This is a genomic window from Paraburkholderia solisilvae, assembly GCF_902859875.1.
Lineage (GTDB): Bacteria > Pseudomonadota > Gammaproteobacteria > Burkholderiales > Burkholderiaceae > Paraburkholderia > Paraburkholderia solisilvae.
On the sequence record NZ_CADIKF010000025.1, the window covers coordinates 64,842 to 80,310 of the forward strand.

General features: G+C 61.8%; 14 protein-coding genes. 12 read left to right on the forward strand and 2 right to left on the reverse strand.

The window, feature by feature from the left end; translation table 11 throughout:
- Window positions 1–107: 107 nt before the first annotated feature.
- The 7 genes from HV675_RS16855 to HV675_RS16885 all read left to right on the forward strand — a co-directional run bounded on the left by HV675_RS16855 (window position 108) and on the right by HV675_RS16885 (window position 6,613).
- Complete coding sequence (locus tag HV675_RS16855; RefSeq protein WP_175112065.1) at window positions 108–995, forward strand: isocitrate lyase/PEP mutase family protein; 888 nt, start codon at window positions 108–110, stop codon at window positions 993–995.
- Between the two features lie 56 nt (window positions 996–1,051).
- Window positions 1,052–1,366, forward strand: coding sequence for a beta-xylosidase (locus HV675_RS16860; protein WP_175112066.1), 315 nt, complete (start codon window positions 1,052–1,054; stop codon window positions 1,364–1,366).
- A 466-nt stretch (window positions 1,367–1,832) separates the two neighbouring features.
- Window positions 1,833–2,708 (forward strand): ABC transporter ATP-binding protein, encoded by an 876-nt coding sequence (locus tag HV675_RS16865; RefSeq protein WP_246270332.1) that lies wholly within the window; start codon window positions 1,833–1,835, stop codon window positions 2,706–2,708.
- Complete coding sequence (locus tag HV675_RS16870; RefSeq protein ID WP_175112067.1) at window positions 2,705–3,520, forward strand: ABC transporter permease; 816 nt, start codon at window positions 2,705–2,707, stop codon at window positions 3,518–3,520. Before HV675_RS16865 ends, HV675_RS16870 begins: the two co-directional genes overlap by 4 nt.
- Window positions 3,502–4,488: an ABC transporter substrate-binding protein gene (locus HV675_RS16875; RefSeq protein WP_175112068.1), complete on the forward strand. Its 987-nt coding sequence runs from the start codon at window positions 3,502–3,504 to the stop codon at window positions 4,486–4,488. Before HV675_RS16870 ends, HV675_RS16875 begins: the two co-directional genes overlap by 19 nt.
- A gap of 104 nt (window positions 4,489–4,592) precedes the next feature.
- Window positions 4,593–5,885, forward strand: a complete 1,293-nt coding sequence (locus tag HV675_RS16880; protein WP_175112069.1) for an amidase — start codon at window positions 4,593–4,595, stop codon at window positions 5,883–5,885.
- A gap of 59 nt (window positions 5,886–5,944) precedes the next feature.
- Window positions 5,945–6,613 carry a GntR family transcriptional regulator gene (locus HV675_RS16885; protein ID WP_175112070.1) on the forward strand — a complete coding sequence of 223 codons (669 nt, stop codon included), beginning with the start codon at window positions 5,945–5,947 and terminating at the stop codon, window positions 6,611–6,613.
- A 102-nt stretch (window positions 6,614–6,715) separates the two neighbouring features.
- Here HV675_RS16885 and HV675_RS16890 read toward each other — a convergent pair whose 3' ends face one another.
- Complete coding sequence (locus HV675_RS16890) at window positions 6,716–7,588, reverse strand: methyltransferase domain-containing protein (RefSeq protein ID WP_175112071.1); 873 nt, start codon at window positions 7,586–7,588, stop codon at window positions 6,716–6,718.
- A 418-nt stretch (window positions 7,589–8,006) separates the two neighbouring features.
- Between HV675_RS16890 and HV675_RS16895 the strand changes: the two genes are divergently transcribed.
- The 5 genes from HV675_RS16895 (at window position 8,007) to HV675_RS16915 (ending at window position 14,092) form a co-directional block, all read left to right on the forward strand.
- Complete coding sequence (locus tag HV675_RS16895; protein ID WP_175112072.1) at window positions 8,007–8,729, forward strand: alpha/beta fold hydrolase; 723 nt, start codon at window positions 8,007–8,009, stop codon at window positions 8,727–8,729.
- 598 nt (window positions 8,730–9,327) lie between these two features.
- A complete protein-coding gene (locus HV675_RS16900) occupies window positions 9,328–10,518 on the forward strand; it encodes an MFS transporter (RefSeq protein WP_175112073.1) in 1,191 nt (396 codons plus the stop codon).
- Between the two features lie 118 nt (window positions 10,519–10,636).
- The gene (locus tag HV675_RS16905) at window positions 10,637–11,056 is read left to right on the forward strand and encodes an AtzH-like domain-containing protein (RefSeq protein WP_175112074.1); all 420 of its coding nucleotides are present in this window, start codon (window positions 10,637–10,639) and stop codon (window positions 11,054–11,056) included.
- 305 nt (window positions 11,057–11,361) lie between these two features.
- A complete protein-coding gene (locus HV675_RS16910) occupies window positions 11,362–12,780 on the forward strand; it encodes an FAD-dependent oxidoreductase (protein WP_175112075.1) in 1,419 nt (472 codons plus the stop codon).
- Between the two features lie 277 nt (window positions 12,781–13,057).
- Window positions 13,058–14,092, forward strand: a complete 1,035-nt coding sequence (locus HV675_RS16915; RefSeq protein WP_175112076.1) for a GlxA family transcriptional regulator — start codon at window positions 13,058–13,060, stop codon at window positions 14,090–14,092.
- Between the two features lie 69 nt (window positions 14,093–14,161).
- Here HV675_RS16915 and HV675_RS16920 read toward each other — a convergent pair whose 3' ends face one another.
- Window positions 14,162–15,157 (reverse strand): CobW family GTP-binding protein, encoded by a 996-nt coding sequence (locus HV675_RS16920; protein WP_175112077.1) that lies wholly within the window; start codon window positions 15,155–15,157, stop codon window positions 14,162–14,164.
- Window positions 15,158–15,469: the final 312 nt, after the last annotated feature.

The window sequence follows — 15,469 nt, forward strand, 5'->3', positions numbered from 1 at the left end:
GATATCGCCACGCGGCCGGTTTGTCCAAACTTGCGCTGAAGCCATCGGGCACATGCATTGCAACCGTCGTTTCCCGATTGTGCGTATTCATCCATCGAGGTTTTTCCATGGCTGATCTTCTCTCCCACGCCGGCCGTTCGCGTCGACGTCTGCGCGAACTGCTCGAGCGCAGCCGGCCGCTGCTCGCGCCCGGCAGTCACGACGCGCTGTCGGCACGCCTCGTCGAGCAGGCCGGCTTCGACGCGGTTTACATGGGCGGTTTCGCGACGACCGCGTCGCTGCTCGGCAGGCCCGACATCGGTCTGCTCGGCGAATCCGAAATGATCGACAACGCACGCCGCATCGTGCAGACGGTCGGTCTGCCGGTCATTGCCGATGCGGACACCGGTTACGGCAATCCGCTCAACGTGATCCGCACCGTACGCGACTATGAACAGGCGGGTGTCGCCGCGATTCATCTCGAAGACCAGGTGAGCCCGAAACGCTGCGGCCATATGCAGGGCAAAAGCGTCATTCCGGTCGACGAGATGCTGGCGAAATTGCACGCAGCCGTCGACGCGCGTACCGATCCCGACTTCGTGCTGATCGCACGCACCGACGCACTTGCGGTCGAAGGCGTCGATGCCGCGATCGAGCGCGCAAGACGTTACGCGGAAGCAGGTGCCGATGTGCTGTGGATCGAAGCGCCGGACACCGAGCAGGAACTGGAAAAGATCGCGGCCGAGCTCGAGGGTCATACGCTGCTGCTGAATTGGCTCGAAGGCGGCCGCACGCCTGCAATCGACATCGATCGCATTCGCAAGATGAAATTCGCGCTGGTGCTGTTCCCGATCGGTTCGGTGCTCGCGATGGCGTCCGGGCTGCGTGAACACCTTGCGTATATGAAAACGCATGGCACGCCGGCCGGACGCCTCGACAAGCTGCCGAGCTTCGACGACTTCACCGATACGGTGGGCTTGCGCGAAATCGGCGCATTGGAGCAACGCTACCGTTAGCGCATGGGCACGCGCGATGCTGCTTCGATCGGCAACAGTCGAACCAGGGGAGCGCGATGAACATGCCGATACACAGCACCGGCCTGACGGCGATCGTCACTGCAATCGGTGGCGTGCTGGTTGTCGTTTCAACCGGCAGTTACGCGCAACTGCCGTCGCCGAGCGGGCCGCATGCGCCTGAGAATCGAAGCGCGTCGGCGGCCGAACAGTCCGGTCAGGCCGATACCACCGTGCATGAATCGTATGCGCCGCAGGCCCAGGATGCGAAGGGCGCGAAGAAAGGCCCGACCGCCGGTCAGAAAAGCAAACCCGAAGGCGCGGGTGGTTTCGACAACGGTTTGTATGGAACCGGCGCGGGCAGCAACAAATAGATCGGCGTCGAGTCACCTTGGGCACGTGGCGCACATCGGGACCTCGGCACGCTCGTCGCGCACCGGCAATGTGCAGTGCAACGCAAGCTATTGAACGCCGACCACATCGCGCGACGTACGAGGTATGCACTCGCGTCAGCGTGCGCGCCGTTTCGCACGCATCTGGCCGCGCGAGCTGGGCGCACCGGAACCGCGCATGTCCATTTCGACCCGCCGCCCTGATTCAGGGCACGGCCGTTCGCAGCCGCGCCTGCCCTCCCGGTGTGACGCGCGCCAAGCGCGCCTTTCACGTTCCTGTCTTCATCCGTCGTGGCACGAACCCCACGTCATAATTTTTTTTGACCTGCTTGCCCGGTTATTTTGAGCCGTGCATTGTGCATTGTGCATCGCGTCATCCCAGATACCGGGGACGCCGTTGCTGCTGCCGCTTGCGCATGTGCGCGTGCGGAATCGATGAACTCGCCCGATGCCGATCACGATGCCGACCCCTGCTCTCTCTTCCACTTCGCCGGCTGCCGCGCGCGATGGCGCCGCACCGCCCGCGCGTCTGCACGTCGCGGATCTGACCCACACCTTCGAAGCCGAAGACGGCGCGCCGGTGCCGATCTTCGCCGGCCTCGACTTCAGCGTCGGCAGCGGCGAGATCGTTTCGATTGTCGGCCGCAGCGGCGCCGGCAAGAGCACGCTGTTCAATCTGATCTCGGGGCTGCTGCCGCCTCAGTCGGGCCGCATCGCGGTCGGCGCGCGCGCCGACGGCACGCCCGGGCGCATTGCGTACATGCTGCAGAAGGACCTGCTGCTGCCGTGGCGTTCGGTGCTGCAAAACGCGGTGCTCGGCATCGAGCTGTTTCGCAAGGTCACGCGCAACGACCTCGAGCGCGCGCGCCATATGCTCGCGCGCTACGGCCTCGGCACAGTCGCCGACGCGTATCCGCACGCGTTATCGGGGGGCATGCGCCAGCGCGTCGCGTTGACGCGCACGCTGCTGGTCGAACCGACGCTCGTGCTGCTCGACGAACCGTTCTCGGCACTCGACTATGAAACCCGCCTCGCGCTCGAAGACGACGTGATGGCGCTGCGCGAGACGAACGGCACGAGCGTCGTGCTCGTCACGCACGACATCGAGGAAGCGATTGCGATGAGCGACCGCGTGATCATTCTCGGCGGCCGACCGGCGCGCATCGAACAGGCGCTCGATATCGAGTTGACTGTCGAGGGTGCGCGCAGCGCGATCAGCGCACGCGAAGCGCCGGAGTTTCGCAAATGGCACGCGCGCATCTGGGGTGCGCTGCGTGGGCAGACCGGGCAACCAGGCAGTCAATTCGGAGGACTAGCGGCATGAGCGAAGCGATTCTTTCCAACCCGCCCGCGCGGGCGCGCGTGAAGCGCCGTCCGTCGCGCGATTTCACCAGCACCGCGGCAGTCGCCGCGATCATGATCGCGCTCGTCGCGCTGTGGCAACTGGCCGCCGCGCGCGGCTGGATCAACGGGCGGCTGTTCGGCTCGCCGGCCGGCATCTACCAGACCGCGCAAATCGGCCTCGCGCAAGGCACGCTGATTCCCGACACGCTGACCACGTTGTACGAAACCGTCGTCGGCCTTGTGGTCGGCAGCGGCCTCGGCATCGCACTGGGCTTGCTGCTGTGGTTCGTGCCGCGCGTGTCCGGCGTCGCCGAAGGCTTTTCGGTGCTGCTCAACAGCATTCCGAAGATCGCGCTCGGGCCGCTGATCATTATCTGGTTCGGTTCGGACATGACGTCGAAAGTGTGGCTGGCCGGCATCTCGACGTTTGCGGTCGCGATGATTTCGTCGTGCGCGGCCGCGCGCGAAGTGGACCGCGACCTGCTGAACCTGTTCCGCTCGTTCAACGCGCGGCCGTCGATGATCTTCCGCAAGCTGATCGTGCCCAGCGCGCTGCCGTGGATTTTCTCGACGCTGCGCGTCAACATCGGCTTCGCGCTGATCGGCGCGGTGGTCGGCGAATACATCGCATCGCAAGCGGGACTCGGCCATGCGGTGTTCGTCGCCGGTTCGCTGTTCGACCTCAATAGTGTCTGGCTCGGCATCGTCGTGCTGACGCTGATGGCTACCTTGCTCACCTGGATCGTTCAATTCGCTGAAAAGAGGATCGTCACATGGAAAACAAAACGATGAAGCGGCTCGCCAGCTTCACCATCGCACTACTCGCTACGGGACTTGGACTGCAGGCGGCACATGCCGCGCCGCCGGACAAGGTGGTCGTGTATCAGGCGTTTCAGTCGATTCAATACCTGCCGCTGTATGTGGGCATCGATAAAGGCATTTTTGCGAAGCATGGCCTCGATGTGCAAAAGGTGACGGCCGCCAACGGCGCGGCGGGCGTCGCGGCGGTGATCGGCGGCCATGCGGATTTTTCGCTGCAGGACCCGATGACCGCCATCCTCGCGAACCTGAAAGGCGCGACGCTCGTGAATGTCGCGAACGTGGTCGCAGGCGTGCCGGTCTGGGTGATCGCGCCGGGCGATTCGCCGCTGAAAAGCGCGGGCGACCTCGCCGGCAAGAACGTCGCGACGGCGCTGCCGCCGACCACCAGCACGTACCTGCTGCAACGTCTGATCAAGCAGCAGAACATCGGCGACGTGAAGCTCAATACCGTGCAGATCGGCACCGAACTGTCGCCGGTCAGCGCCGGCCGGTCCGACGCCGCTGCCCTGTACGAACCGCAGGCCGACGAAGGGCTCGCGTCCGGTTACAAGATTCTTTACGCATTCCCGAAGGCTTATCCGGGCGGTTACGCGTTCTCGACGATCGACACGCTCACGTCGACCGTCAAGGAGAAACCGCAGATGGTCGCGGCGTTCGTCAAGGCCGTCGGCGAAGCGGAAGCGTTGATCCAGTCGTCGCCTGAAACCGCCAGGGCCGTCGCCGAAGCCGAGTTCCCGACGCTTCCCAAAGCGGTGGTCGATAATGCTGTGACACGCCTGATCGCGCAGAAAATCTACGCGCCGACACCGGAGATTTCCGAACAGGCGTTCCGCAACGCGCTCGACTTGCAGGAATATATCGGCAATATCAAGCCCGGCACGGTCACATACGCAAGCGCAGTCGACAATTCGTTTGCGAAGGCGGCCGCCGGCAAGTAGGCGCGCAAGATCGGCCGTGCGGCCGCGTGCGGGGCCGGTCTGCGCTCGCCGATCGACCGCCGCGCCGCGCGTGCCTATCCATTCACTCCGTAGACCGACCGCTTATGAATCTCGACAACCAGCCTTGGGTCACGACGCTGATCGCCAGCCGCGGCGATGCGCAAGCAAGCGCATCGCGGCTCGATCTCGCACGTGCACGCGCCGACGAGCGCGAACCGCAGTTGAAGGCCTTCACTTTCCGGCCCGATCATTACGACGGCATCGGCGGCGCCGCGGCCAAACCGCTCGCCGGCTTGCCGATCGCGGTGAAAGATCTGATCGCGACTGCCGACATGCCGACCACATACGGCTCGCCGGTCTACGCGGGCTATATGCCGGCGGAAGACGCGGCGATCGTCGCGCGGATTCGCGCATACGGCGGCATTGTGTTCGGCAAGACCGTGACGACCGAATTCGCATGGCGCCAGCCGGGCCCGACCGTCAACCCGTGGAACGCGCGGCATACGCCGGGCGGTTCGTCGAGCGGTTCGGCCGCCGCGGTCGCCGCAGGCATCGTGCCGCTTGCGGTCGGCACGCAGACGCTCGGCTCGGTGATCCGCCCGGCCGCGTACTGCGGTGTGGTCGGCTACAAGCCGACGCACGGCCGCGTGCCGACCGCGGGCGCGCATCCGCTGTCGCAATCGCTCGACCATATCGGGTTCTTTGCCAACCGTGTCGATGATGTGGCGCTCGCCCATGCGCTTTTCGTCGAAGAAAAACCGGACGCGCTCGCATCGATCGATGCGTGGCGCGCGTATTTCACGCCGCGCCGCCCGGAATCGATCGGCGTAATCCGCACGTCGATGTGGTCGCGCGCCGACGACGAGCAGAGAGCGAACTTCGACGCATCGATCAAACACCTGCAAGAGACAGGCGCGCAGGTGTTCGAGCTCGATCTGCAAGTGGACCTGCCGGTGATAGTCGATGCGCTGCAAACCATTTTGCAGGTCGAAGCACATCGCAATATCGGACCGGTCGCAGCCGAACATCCGGACAAGGTCAGCGAAAAGATGAAGGCGCTGGTCACGGCCGGCGCGGCGGTGCCGGCCGCGAAGTACGAAGAAGCCCGTGCGTTGCAGAAGGAACTTTCCGCGCAATCCGCGGCGTTTGCGGGCGGCTGCGACGTGCTGGTGTCGCCGCCCGCGACCGGCGCCGCGCCGCTCGGGCTCGACGATACCGGCGACGCGACATTCTGCGCGGCATGGAGTTTTCTGGGCATGCCGGCGGTGACGATTCCTTCCGGCCGTGCCGCGAACGGGTTGCCGCTCGGCTTCCAGCTGATCGGCGAACGCGATGCGGACTTGCGCGTGCTGCAGTTCGCGGCATGGGCGCAACAGACGTTGCCGGCATTTCGTTAGGCACGCGCCGGCGTTGTTATCGCTGCACTCATCGACAGAAATCGACAGAAGGGCGAGCCTTGGCCAGACACTTTCAGACAGCGCAGCAATATGTGCTCAATACGCTGCGCGCGGAGATTCTGAGCGGACGTCATCCGGCGAATACGCGGCTGCGGCAGGAGGAAGTCGCGGCGCGGCTCGATGTGAGCACGACGCCGGTGCGCGAAGCGTTTCGCGACTTGCGCGCGGAAGGACTGGTGTCGATCGATCCGAACAAGGGCGTCGTCACGCGCGGACTGACGGCGGACGACGTCGACGAGATTTACGCATTGCGGATCGTGCTCGAACCGATGCTCGCGCAGCGGGCCTGCCGGCGTGCGAGCGTCGCGCAGTTCGACGCGGCCGCAGCGTGCCACCAGACGATGCTCGATACGGCGACGCCGGAAGCGTGGTCGGTGCTCAATGAGACGTTTCACGAGCATCTGGTTGCGTGCGAGGCGGACACCCGGCTCTTTGCGATGGTCGGCGCGCTGCTCAGCGTCGCGAGGCCCTATGTCGCGCTGGCGATGCATGTGCAGCAGGACATCATGGCGAGCAACAACGCGGAGCACGCGGCGTTGCTCGCGGCTTATCGGGCGCGCGATGAGAAAGCGGTGTATGACCAGACGCGCGAGCATTTGCGCAATACGCTTGCTGCAGTGGTGAGGTGTGTGAGCCGCGGAGCGCAGGGGATTGCTGCGGTGGCGTAGGGTTGGGTTTGCAGTACGTTTTACGATGCGTTTTCTTCTTCCGGTTTCGGCGCCGGTCTGCTAACCCTGTCATCGTGCCCGCTCACCACCGCTTGCAATCCGCTACTGTCGATCAAGCCGCCGCGCCATATACGTATAGAAGTTACACGAAGCAAAGAACTCATTGTTCCTTGACGCAAGCTCCAGCTTGTCGACGAACTCGTTCGCGTCCGCCTCCGGCATCACGCCGGCTTTTGGCAGCAACACACGGAAAGCCGGCAGAATCGAAGAGAAGAAATCCGCCCGCCCAATGTCGGCTGCAACATAGCCTCGTGACCACGCCAGCTCAAAGCCGCCTTTAGCGAGCAACCGAGGCATCTGCCGCATCACTGTGCTTTGCGCCGTCATACGCAGAATCAGTCTGTCCATCTCCGCGCCACCGTCGGGCGCATCGGTTGCACACACGCGCGACGCAAAGTCGCCGTCGAAGATCACGATCCGGCCCTGCGGACGAAGCAGACGCCGTGCCTCTTCGATGACCGCGGCAGGGTCCACCACATGACTCACGAGCGTATGCATCACGACAACGTCGAATTTGCCTTCCGGTTCGATGACCGAATGAGCGTCGCCCGTCAGGAAGTCGATCCGGCCCGCGACGCCTTCTTCGGACGCGAAGCGCTTTCCTAACCCGATCAGATACGGGCTGATGTCCATCGCGACGATACGTCCTTTGACATCGCCGCGCCTCGCGATCGTACGGGCAACTACGCCGGTGCCGCAGCCGAGGTCGAGAATGGTCTCGTCCCGGCTCAACGCCAGCGCGTTCATGTAGTCGTCGATGACCTGAGAGAAGAACGCGTGCTTGCCGCGTGCTTCAAGTCTTGCCGCCATGACCTCGAGCGACTGCTCATCCATATCGAAGGTCCGACCGAAGAGATCCTGGCCAGTCAACTGTGTCTGGGAAACCATGCTATTCCAATAGGTCGAGGTAAACATACGACCGCCTTAGGGGCAATGGCACGAATTGAACCCACCAGCGCGGGTGTGCCCACAGACGGATCTCCAGGAGCATTGATTCACTCGAAAACTTAACAACCGAATTGACGGTTTATTCCCCTTGTATAAGGCTCGACCTTTTTCTGGCATCGGGATCAAACACGCCCTCTCTCGCGTTTCTCATGTTTTTCGCTTTGTCCCGAAATGTCGAATAAACGACATTTGCAATGCACCGGACAAAAACTATGCTTCGCTCACGCTCGCAGGGGTCACCCTCCCGGCTTGCTGCCAGGCCGCGCGGATTGATGTCACACCCGCACCTGCAGCGTGCCGGGAGATCGCACGATCCTCTCATTGCTTAACGATTCGAGGCGCGTGACGCGAGACAGAAACCGACTCATAGGAAATCGCTTCAAGAATGAATTCCGGTTCCACGCATACTTATGTATTGGTCACGGGCGCATGGCACGGTGAATGGGTGTGGCGCGATGTGATGCCCGGCCTGCACGCACGCGGACACGCGGCTACGGCACCCGCCTTGACTGGACTTGGCGAACGTCGCCACCATGGCACCGCGGACACCGACCTCAGCGCTCATATCGGTGACGTGATTGCCCATATCGAATCGGAAGGCCTGCAGTCCGTCACGCTGGTCGGCTGGAGTTACGGCGGTATGGTGGTGGCCGGCGTGGCGGCGCGCATTCCCGACAGGATCCGCTCGCTGATCTACCTCGACGCTTTTGTACCTGAGGACGGCGTAGCGCTGATTGACTATATGCCGTTGGAAGTGCGCGCGCGTCTCGACGAACTGACGAACGAGGGCAAACCCGTTCCGCCTGTCCCGCTCGATGTGTTTGGCCTGACGGACCCGTCGCTCGTCGAATTCGTGACGCCTCTGCTTGTGCACCAACCGTGGAGAACTTTCTATGAGCCGGCGCAGGTGCGGCCTTTGCCCGCTGATATCCCGATGACGTACGTCTATTGCACGGGGTATCCGGCGACGCCGATCGCGCCGTTCTCCGTGTTCTATGAAAAATTCAAGGCCGATCCGCGCGTTCGAACGGTCGTGATGGAGACCGGCCATCACTGTATGCTCAGCGAGCCGGTGAAAACCATCGACATACTCGAGCGCTTTGGCTGAGCGAGTGTCTTGCCTTAAGCACGGTTGAACATCGAGATGTCCATGCGCGTGAACTTTGTCTGCTGAACCATGGTGTTTCGCTAGCAACCGTCAGATCGCGTGTGTTGCGAAATCACGCGGCGTCGAGACCACGGACGCGGGCCGGCCGTATTGTTGAAATTGCCGGAAGATGTGCCACCCGCAACGATCGCAACAGGACATGCCGGCGGCCGCTCTCGCAGCCGCGCCATTTTTGCTTTGATATCATCGGCCGGTGCCTGCACGCTCCGGGCTGCTATTTCGCGTCGCGTCTGCACCCAAAAATCAAATACTGACGCGCTGCGACCGATTGTGTGAAGTATCGCCGCGCACCTAAAGAACCGCTAGACGCCGCTATCCCCGCGTGCTCATGAAGCGCCCTATCACCGCAATAGCCGCCTGGCGAAGTTGCGCGTGTCATGAACCTACCGTAAATACGTCATTTTCAGTGACGGTCCGCCGAGACTATTCTTTGGGCATTGAAAACGCTCGCTTGCGCAGCGCATAGGCAGGAACACCAGGTGCCCGCAGCGATCACGGTGGGGCACGGGTAGACATTCCGTGTTCGCAAGGAATCGATATGGAACGTCAACTACTTGTGCTCGCGCTCGGCATGTTCGCGATGGGTACCGACAACTTCGTTGTCGCAGGCATTCTTCCTGGCGTCGCCGGGTCCCTCCACACCTCCGTCAGCCTCGCAGGGCAGATGGTCACGCTCTATGCATTGACCTATGCCGTCATGGCGCCGGTTATGGCTGCGATGATGGGCACATGGCCGCGCAAGGTCGTCCTTGTTGTCGCGCTGGCCTTCTTTGTCGCCGGCAATGTGATGAGCGCCTCTGCGAACGATATCTACACCGTACTGTTTAGCCGGGTGCTTGCCGGGTTCGGCGCGGCGCTGTTTTCCCCTACCGCTTTAGGTGTGGCCTCATCGATTGCAACGCCCGGAAAGAGAGGGCGCGCGCTCGCGACCGTCACGGCCGGTCTCACCGCGGCCACGGCACTGGGGTCTCCAATCGGCACCGTGATAGGCGGATTGGGAAGCTGGAGGACTACGCTCTGGTTTGTGGCCTTGCTGGGACTCGCCGCCATGATCGGTGTGGGCACGATGATGAACACGATTCCCCGTGCCACCCCGGTGTCGCTTCGCGACAGGCTCACGCCGCTTGGCAACGTCAGTATCTCGCTGACCCTGCTCACCTCGCTATTTGCGTTTGGCGGCTTCCTGATGGTCTATACGTATGCCGGTCTCGTGCTGGACCGCGTGACCGGAGGCGACGGACGCGTTCTTGCCGGCATGCTGCTTTTTTGGGGTGTCGCGGGAACCGTCGGCAATCTGTTGTGCGGTTGGCTCGTCGATCGCTTTTCGAGCCGGCACATTGTCGCTGTTGGCCTGATTCTAGCCATTCTTAATTTCTGTGCACTACCGTGGTTATCGACCCATCCGGTCACGTCCGCCATCTCACTGGTGATCTGGGGCATATGCGGATGGGGACTGATTGTGCCGCAACAACACAGACTGGTTGAAATCGCCCCAAGCGCCGCGCCTCTCGTACTCGCGCTCAACAATACCGCCACCTATGGCGGGCTGGCCTGCTCCGCGGTGCTGGGCGGACTCGCGCTCCTCTGGATCGATCCGCACTATCTCAGCATCGCGGGAGCCGGTCTTATTGTCGTCGCATTGGCGTTTTCCCAGGCGGCATCCCGCTACGCGCACAAGCCAAACCGCCGGGCGGCGAATCAACGCACGGCAGCCGCTTCGCGACCGTGACTGGAAAAGTACAACGACGCATCGAGTGCATGCTGACGCGTAGCCGGACGCGAGGCCAGCCATTCCGCAAGTCAAACGGCAAGCACACGAATGCTTTATCGATAGCATGATCTCGTTCATGAACATCAACCTTCCCCATGTTCTTGCTGAAGTTTCCGCCGCCTTCTCCGCCTACGAGCGGGCGCTAGCGGACAACGACACTTTTCTGCTCAACGCTTTAGTCTGGGAAAGCCCCCAGACGGTTCGTTACCGTCTGGACGACATGCAGCACGGCAGCGAGAAAGTCCGCGAATTTCACGCGAGCCGACATTCGGCCGGCACCCGAATCATAGCGACATGCACGACCATCACAACATTCGGCTTCGACTATGCGACGGTGAACATGGAGTTCGTCATCGACCATGCCGAGCTTCATGGACGTAAGACCGCGGTCTGGGCGCGTGTCGGTCCCGACTCGCAACCGGAAGCGGGTTTGCATCGAGGCTGGAGGATCGTCGCGCTCCATGAGAGCGCTATTTCCCGTCGCGAGACTCCTTGAACTGCGATCGCCTGCCTATAAAACGTCCAGGCAAAAACCGCTTCACGATGGCTGGATTCCGCCGCCTGATAAACACGCGCCTCTTCACGCATATCGCTCTTGATGGACAATCAATCAGGATAACGACTTTAACAAGTCATACCGATCCGGATGCTTCCGGCTGCCTGATTCAGTGCGAAAGAACTTTGCTTATTTACGTAATATCGCATCGCCTTCTCCGTGGAATAATCGCGCCTTCCGCGCGTTTCACTTAGTGTGTACAACGATCGAATCTCTTTGTCGACACCCTTAACCGATATCAAGAGATGGCGTACTACACAGCTCTAAAAAACAGGAGAAGGTTTATGCATATCGGAAAACGCGCGATAGTGATCGGCGCAGGAATCGGTGGACTATCCGCTGCCCGGTCGCTAGTCGGCAGCTTCGAGGAGATTCTTGTATTTGAACGAGAGGTACTCACGAATGTCATCGCACCGCGCGCCGGGATTCCACAAGGCCGGCATCCGCATTCGCTCTTGCCGGGTGGCACCCAGGCGCTGAGTGAACTGTTTGACAATTTTCCGATGAAGCTCCGCAATGCGGGCGCAAAGGTAACGGATTACGCAAAGAGAATGCGCTTCGAGTTTCCAGGGCAACGCGCACTGCCCGAGCGCGAAGTGGGGATAGACATCCACATCTGCACGCGGCCGCTTGTCGAATCCGTTGTGCGTCGCTGCGTCGAGCGTTACGAGGACATCGTCATTCTCGATGGGCGGCGTGTCACCGAACTTCTATCGTCCGCGGACCACCTCGCGGTTGACGGTGTGCGCTGCGAGACGCGCAACGGCACTGTCGAAACTTTTGCGGCGGATCTGGTAGTCGACGCATCCAGCCGTGGCGAATTGACGCTCGAATTCCTGAAGCGCAGCGGCCGGTCGCAACCGCGCGAAACCACCATTGGCGTCGACTACAACTACGCGACGTCGATCGTCGAGTTCCCTGACGGGCCGCCCGACGAGTTGACCATATTGACCTTCCCGAATGCGCCCACCAGCACCCGGATGGGCGTACTCGTCAAACGTGAAGACGATCGCTTTTTTGTGACCCTGTGCGGCCGGGGCGTCGACTCACCGCCCAACGAATGGGAAGCATTCGTCGAGTTCGCGTCGACGCTGCCGACCGATTCGCTCTACCGCGCACTCAGGCAAGCGAAATTGCACGGAAAAATAGTGCAATTCGCCTTTCAGGAAAGCCGGCGGCGGCATCTCGACGAGGTTGAAAAATGGCCGCGCGGCCTGATTGCCGTGGCCGATGCGGTCTGCCGTTTCAATCCCGTGCATGCGCAAGGTATGACGGTAGCGGCAAAGGAAGCCGTTATTCTGAACGACCTGCTGGCCGCCCGTTGGGGCTGCGCCGATCCGCTCGCAGGATTGATGGAAGAGTGGATGTTCAGGATCAACCCGTTGATCGACAACGTATGGGGACTCGCCGCACTGCCCGACCTCGCGTTCCCCGATGCGCGAGGTCAGCGTCCGCCGGACCTGGATGAGGCGCTGGAATACCAGCGGCAACTTATCGAAGCAGCAGTGCTGGACCACGGTATCCATTCATTGTTTCTCGAGGTGATCGGGTTGATCACGCCCGCCGACGCGCTTCGAACGCCGGAGGTGGTCGACAGGGTCCGGCGTCTGACCGGCAAGTCGGGCGCGCCGGGTAAGACCGCCCCCAACCACTTGCTGATCTGATCGGTATGCCGTCGACGAGGCGGCATGCCGCTATTGCGTCATCAACCCTCGCCTGTTTTAACGGATCCTGCGTCCGTCAACGCAAGCAGGATCCACGCAACGCCGCCAGGAATTCGAAACGACGCAAAGTGAATTGCGTCGCTGTCATCGCCAGAGATGTTGGACAAGGTAAGGAATTGCTGCGGCATGTGGACGCGTTCGATAAGCACAACCCAGAAAGAACAAGGCGCAATGTCATATAAACGAACCATTCTGGACCGCCATTCGGGAGAGGCCGATGCATAGAATCGGCCTCGTCGTCTTCCCCAATTTCAATCTGATGGGATTCGCGGCGATCACAGCGTTCGAACTCGTCAATCTCGTGCTCGGCGAACCGGCTTACACCGCGACGGTCCTGTCCGAGACGGGTGGCATGGTGATGTCGTCCGCGGGCGTGCGCGTGGAGTCGCAGCCCTTCGGAGAGGACGTCTTTGACACCGTCATGTTCGCTTCCGGCGCGGAAAACGACGCGTCTTCGCCCGCGCTCGACGCCTTCGTCAAACGCTCGATGCGGACCGCGAGGCGGGTTGCCGCGCCGTGCTCGGGCGCATTTGTGCTGGCCCGCGCGGGCGTCCTCGACGGCCGGCGCGCCACGACTCACTGGCGGTATGCACGCGACCTGCAACGCCGGTTTCCGAAGGTGAGCGTCGAAGAAGATCAGATCTACATCGTGGACGGTTCCGTGTGGACGTCCGCAGGGATGCTGGCCACGGTCGACATGGTGCTTGCCATGATCGAGAAAGATTGCGGCCGTGACGTTTCGCGCATGGTCGCGCGCAAACTCGTGGTGTACCACCAGCGCTCGGGCGGTCAATCGCAGTTTTCCGCGCTGCTTGAGCTGGAGCCGAAATCCGACCGGATCCAGAAGGCCGTCGACTACGCCAATGCGAATCTGCGCAACGGCCTGTCGGTCGAGGAACTCGCGGAGGTCGCGCATCTCAGCCCACGCCAGTTCAGCCGGGCCTTTAGCGCCGAGACAGGTTATCCCCCCGCCAAGGCTGTGGAGCGTCTGCGGATTGAAGCGGCTCGCCTGATGCTCGAGCAAGGCAGGCACTCAATGGATGTGATTGCAGAGCAGGTCGGCTTTCTCAACCGGGACCGGATGCGACGCAGCTTCCTGCGTGTTCTGGGTCAAACGCCGCAGGACATCAGGCGCTCGGGCAGAGCGTCGCGAACTTCACTAGCGAATGCGGCGGCCGGGGCGCCCGCCCGCCCTTTCCGGCTCACGGCCGACGACATCGATCGAACCAGCAACGGCACCGACGACGGATGACCGACAACGGGCCGCACGCTGAACTTTCCCGCAATCCGCAATCTGCCGCACGGCGGCACCTGCCTGTCTTCAGCTCGCCAATACGCAGTTATCCAGCCCGGACTTGAAGAGTTCAACCGGCAACTGCTTGCCGATAAACACGATCTTCGTTTCCGGCACTTCATTTGCCGACCAGGGCTTGCCGAGGTCGGAACCGAAGATCATATGCACGCCCTGGAACACCGAACGCCGCTCCACCCCGGCGATGTGCAGCACACCCTTGTAGCGCAGCATCGACGCGCCGTAGATCGCAACCGTCGCGCTGAAGAAATCTTCAAGCCGGTCGCGATCGAACGGTTTCGTATTGCGGTAGACGAACGACGTCACGTCGTCGTCATGTTCATGCGACACGTCGTCGAGGAAATCCGGTTCAATTTCGACAATCGCGTCAAGATTGAAGCTGCGAATGTCGAGCAGCTGCGTGAGGTCGGTTTCGCCGAAATGCGCCGGCTTGATCGGCGCGCGCGGATTCATCTGCCGCAAGCGCCGCATCAGTTGCTCAGCGCGCGCCTCGCCGGCCAGATCGACCTTTGACACCAGAATCCGGTCCGCAAACCCGACCTGCTCCTGCGCTTCGTGATGTTCGTCCAGCTGGTCGCCGCCATGGCAGGCGTCGACCACCGTCACGATCGCATCGAGGATGTAATTGTCCTGCACCGCGTCGTCGACAAAAAAGGTTTGCGCGACGGGTGCCGGGTCGGCCAGCCCGGTCGTCTCGATGATGACCCGGTCGAATGTCAATTCACCCGCGTCCCGCCGTTGCGCGAGCGTCGACAGAATGCGCACGAGATCGCCGCGCACCGTGCAGCAGATGCACCCATTGTTCATCTCGATGATCTGCTCGTTGCCGTCCTGAACCAGCAGCTCGTTATCGATGCCCGTTTCGCCGAACTCGTTTTCGATGACGGCGATCCGGGCGCCATGCTGTTCACCCAGGATGCGGTTCAGGAGCGTCGTTTTTCCTGCCCCCAGAAAACCGGTCAGGATGGTAGTCGGAATGCGTGTCGGCTCGGCGGGATTGGACATGGGGCGTGTTCTGGCAAACAGAAACGTTCGACTGCAAGAAACCTGCATGGGGTGCAGGCGGCGTTGCGCAGTGAACCACAGCACTGAATCACAGCACTGAGCCACACCGCGCGATTGTTATAATATATCATTTACAAAGCACGTCAATTCTTGCAGGCCGCTGTCGGAAGCGACAGGTCGGTCGCGTCACGTCGCCGTGCATCCCGATCCTCGCAACGCATGTACAATCGCGCTGCAAAATCCGGAAGCTGGTGCAAATCCAGCGCGGTCGCGCCACTGTGATCGGTTCGTCGATGCGTCGATGTTGTCGTT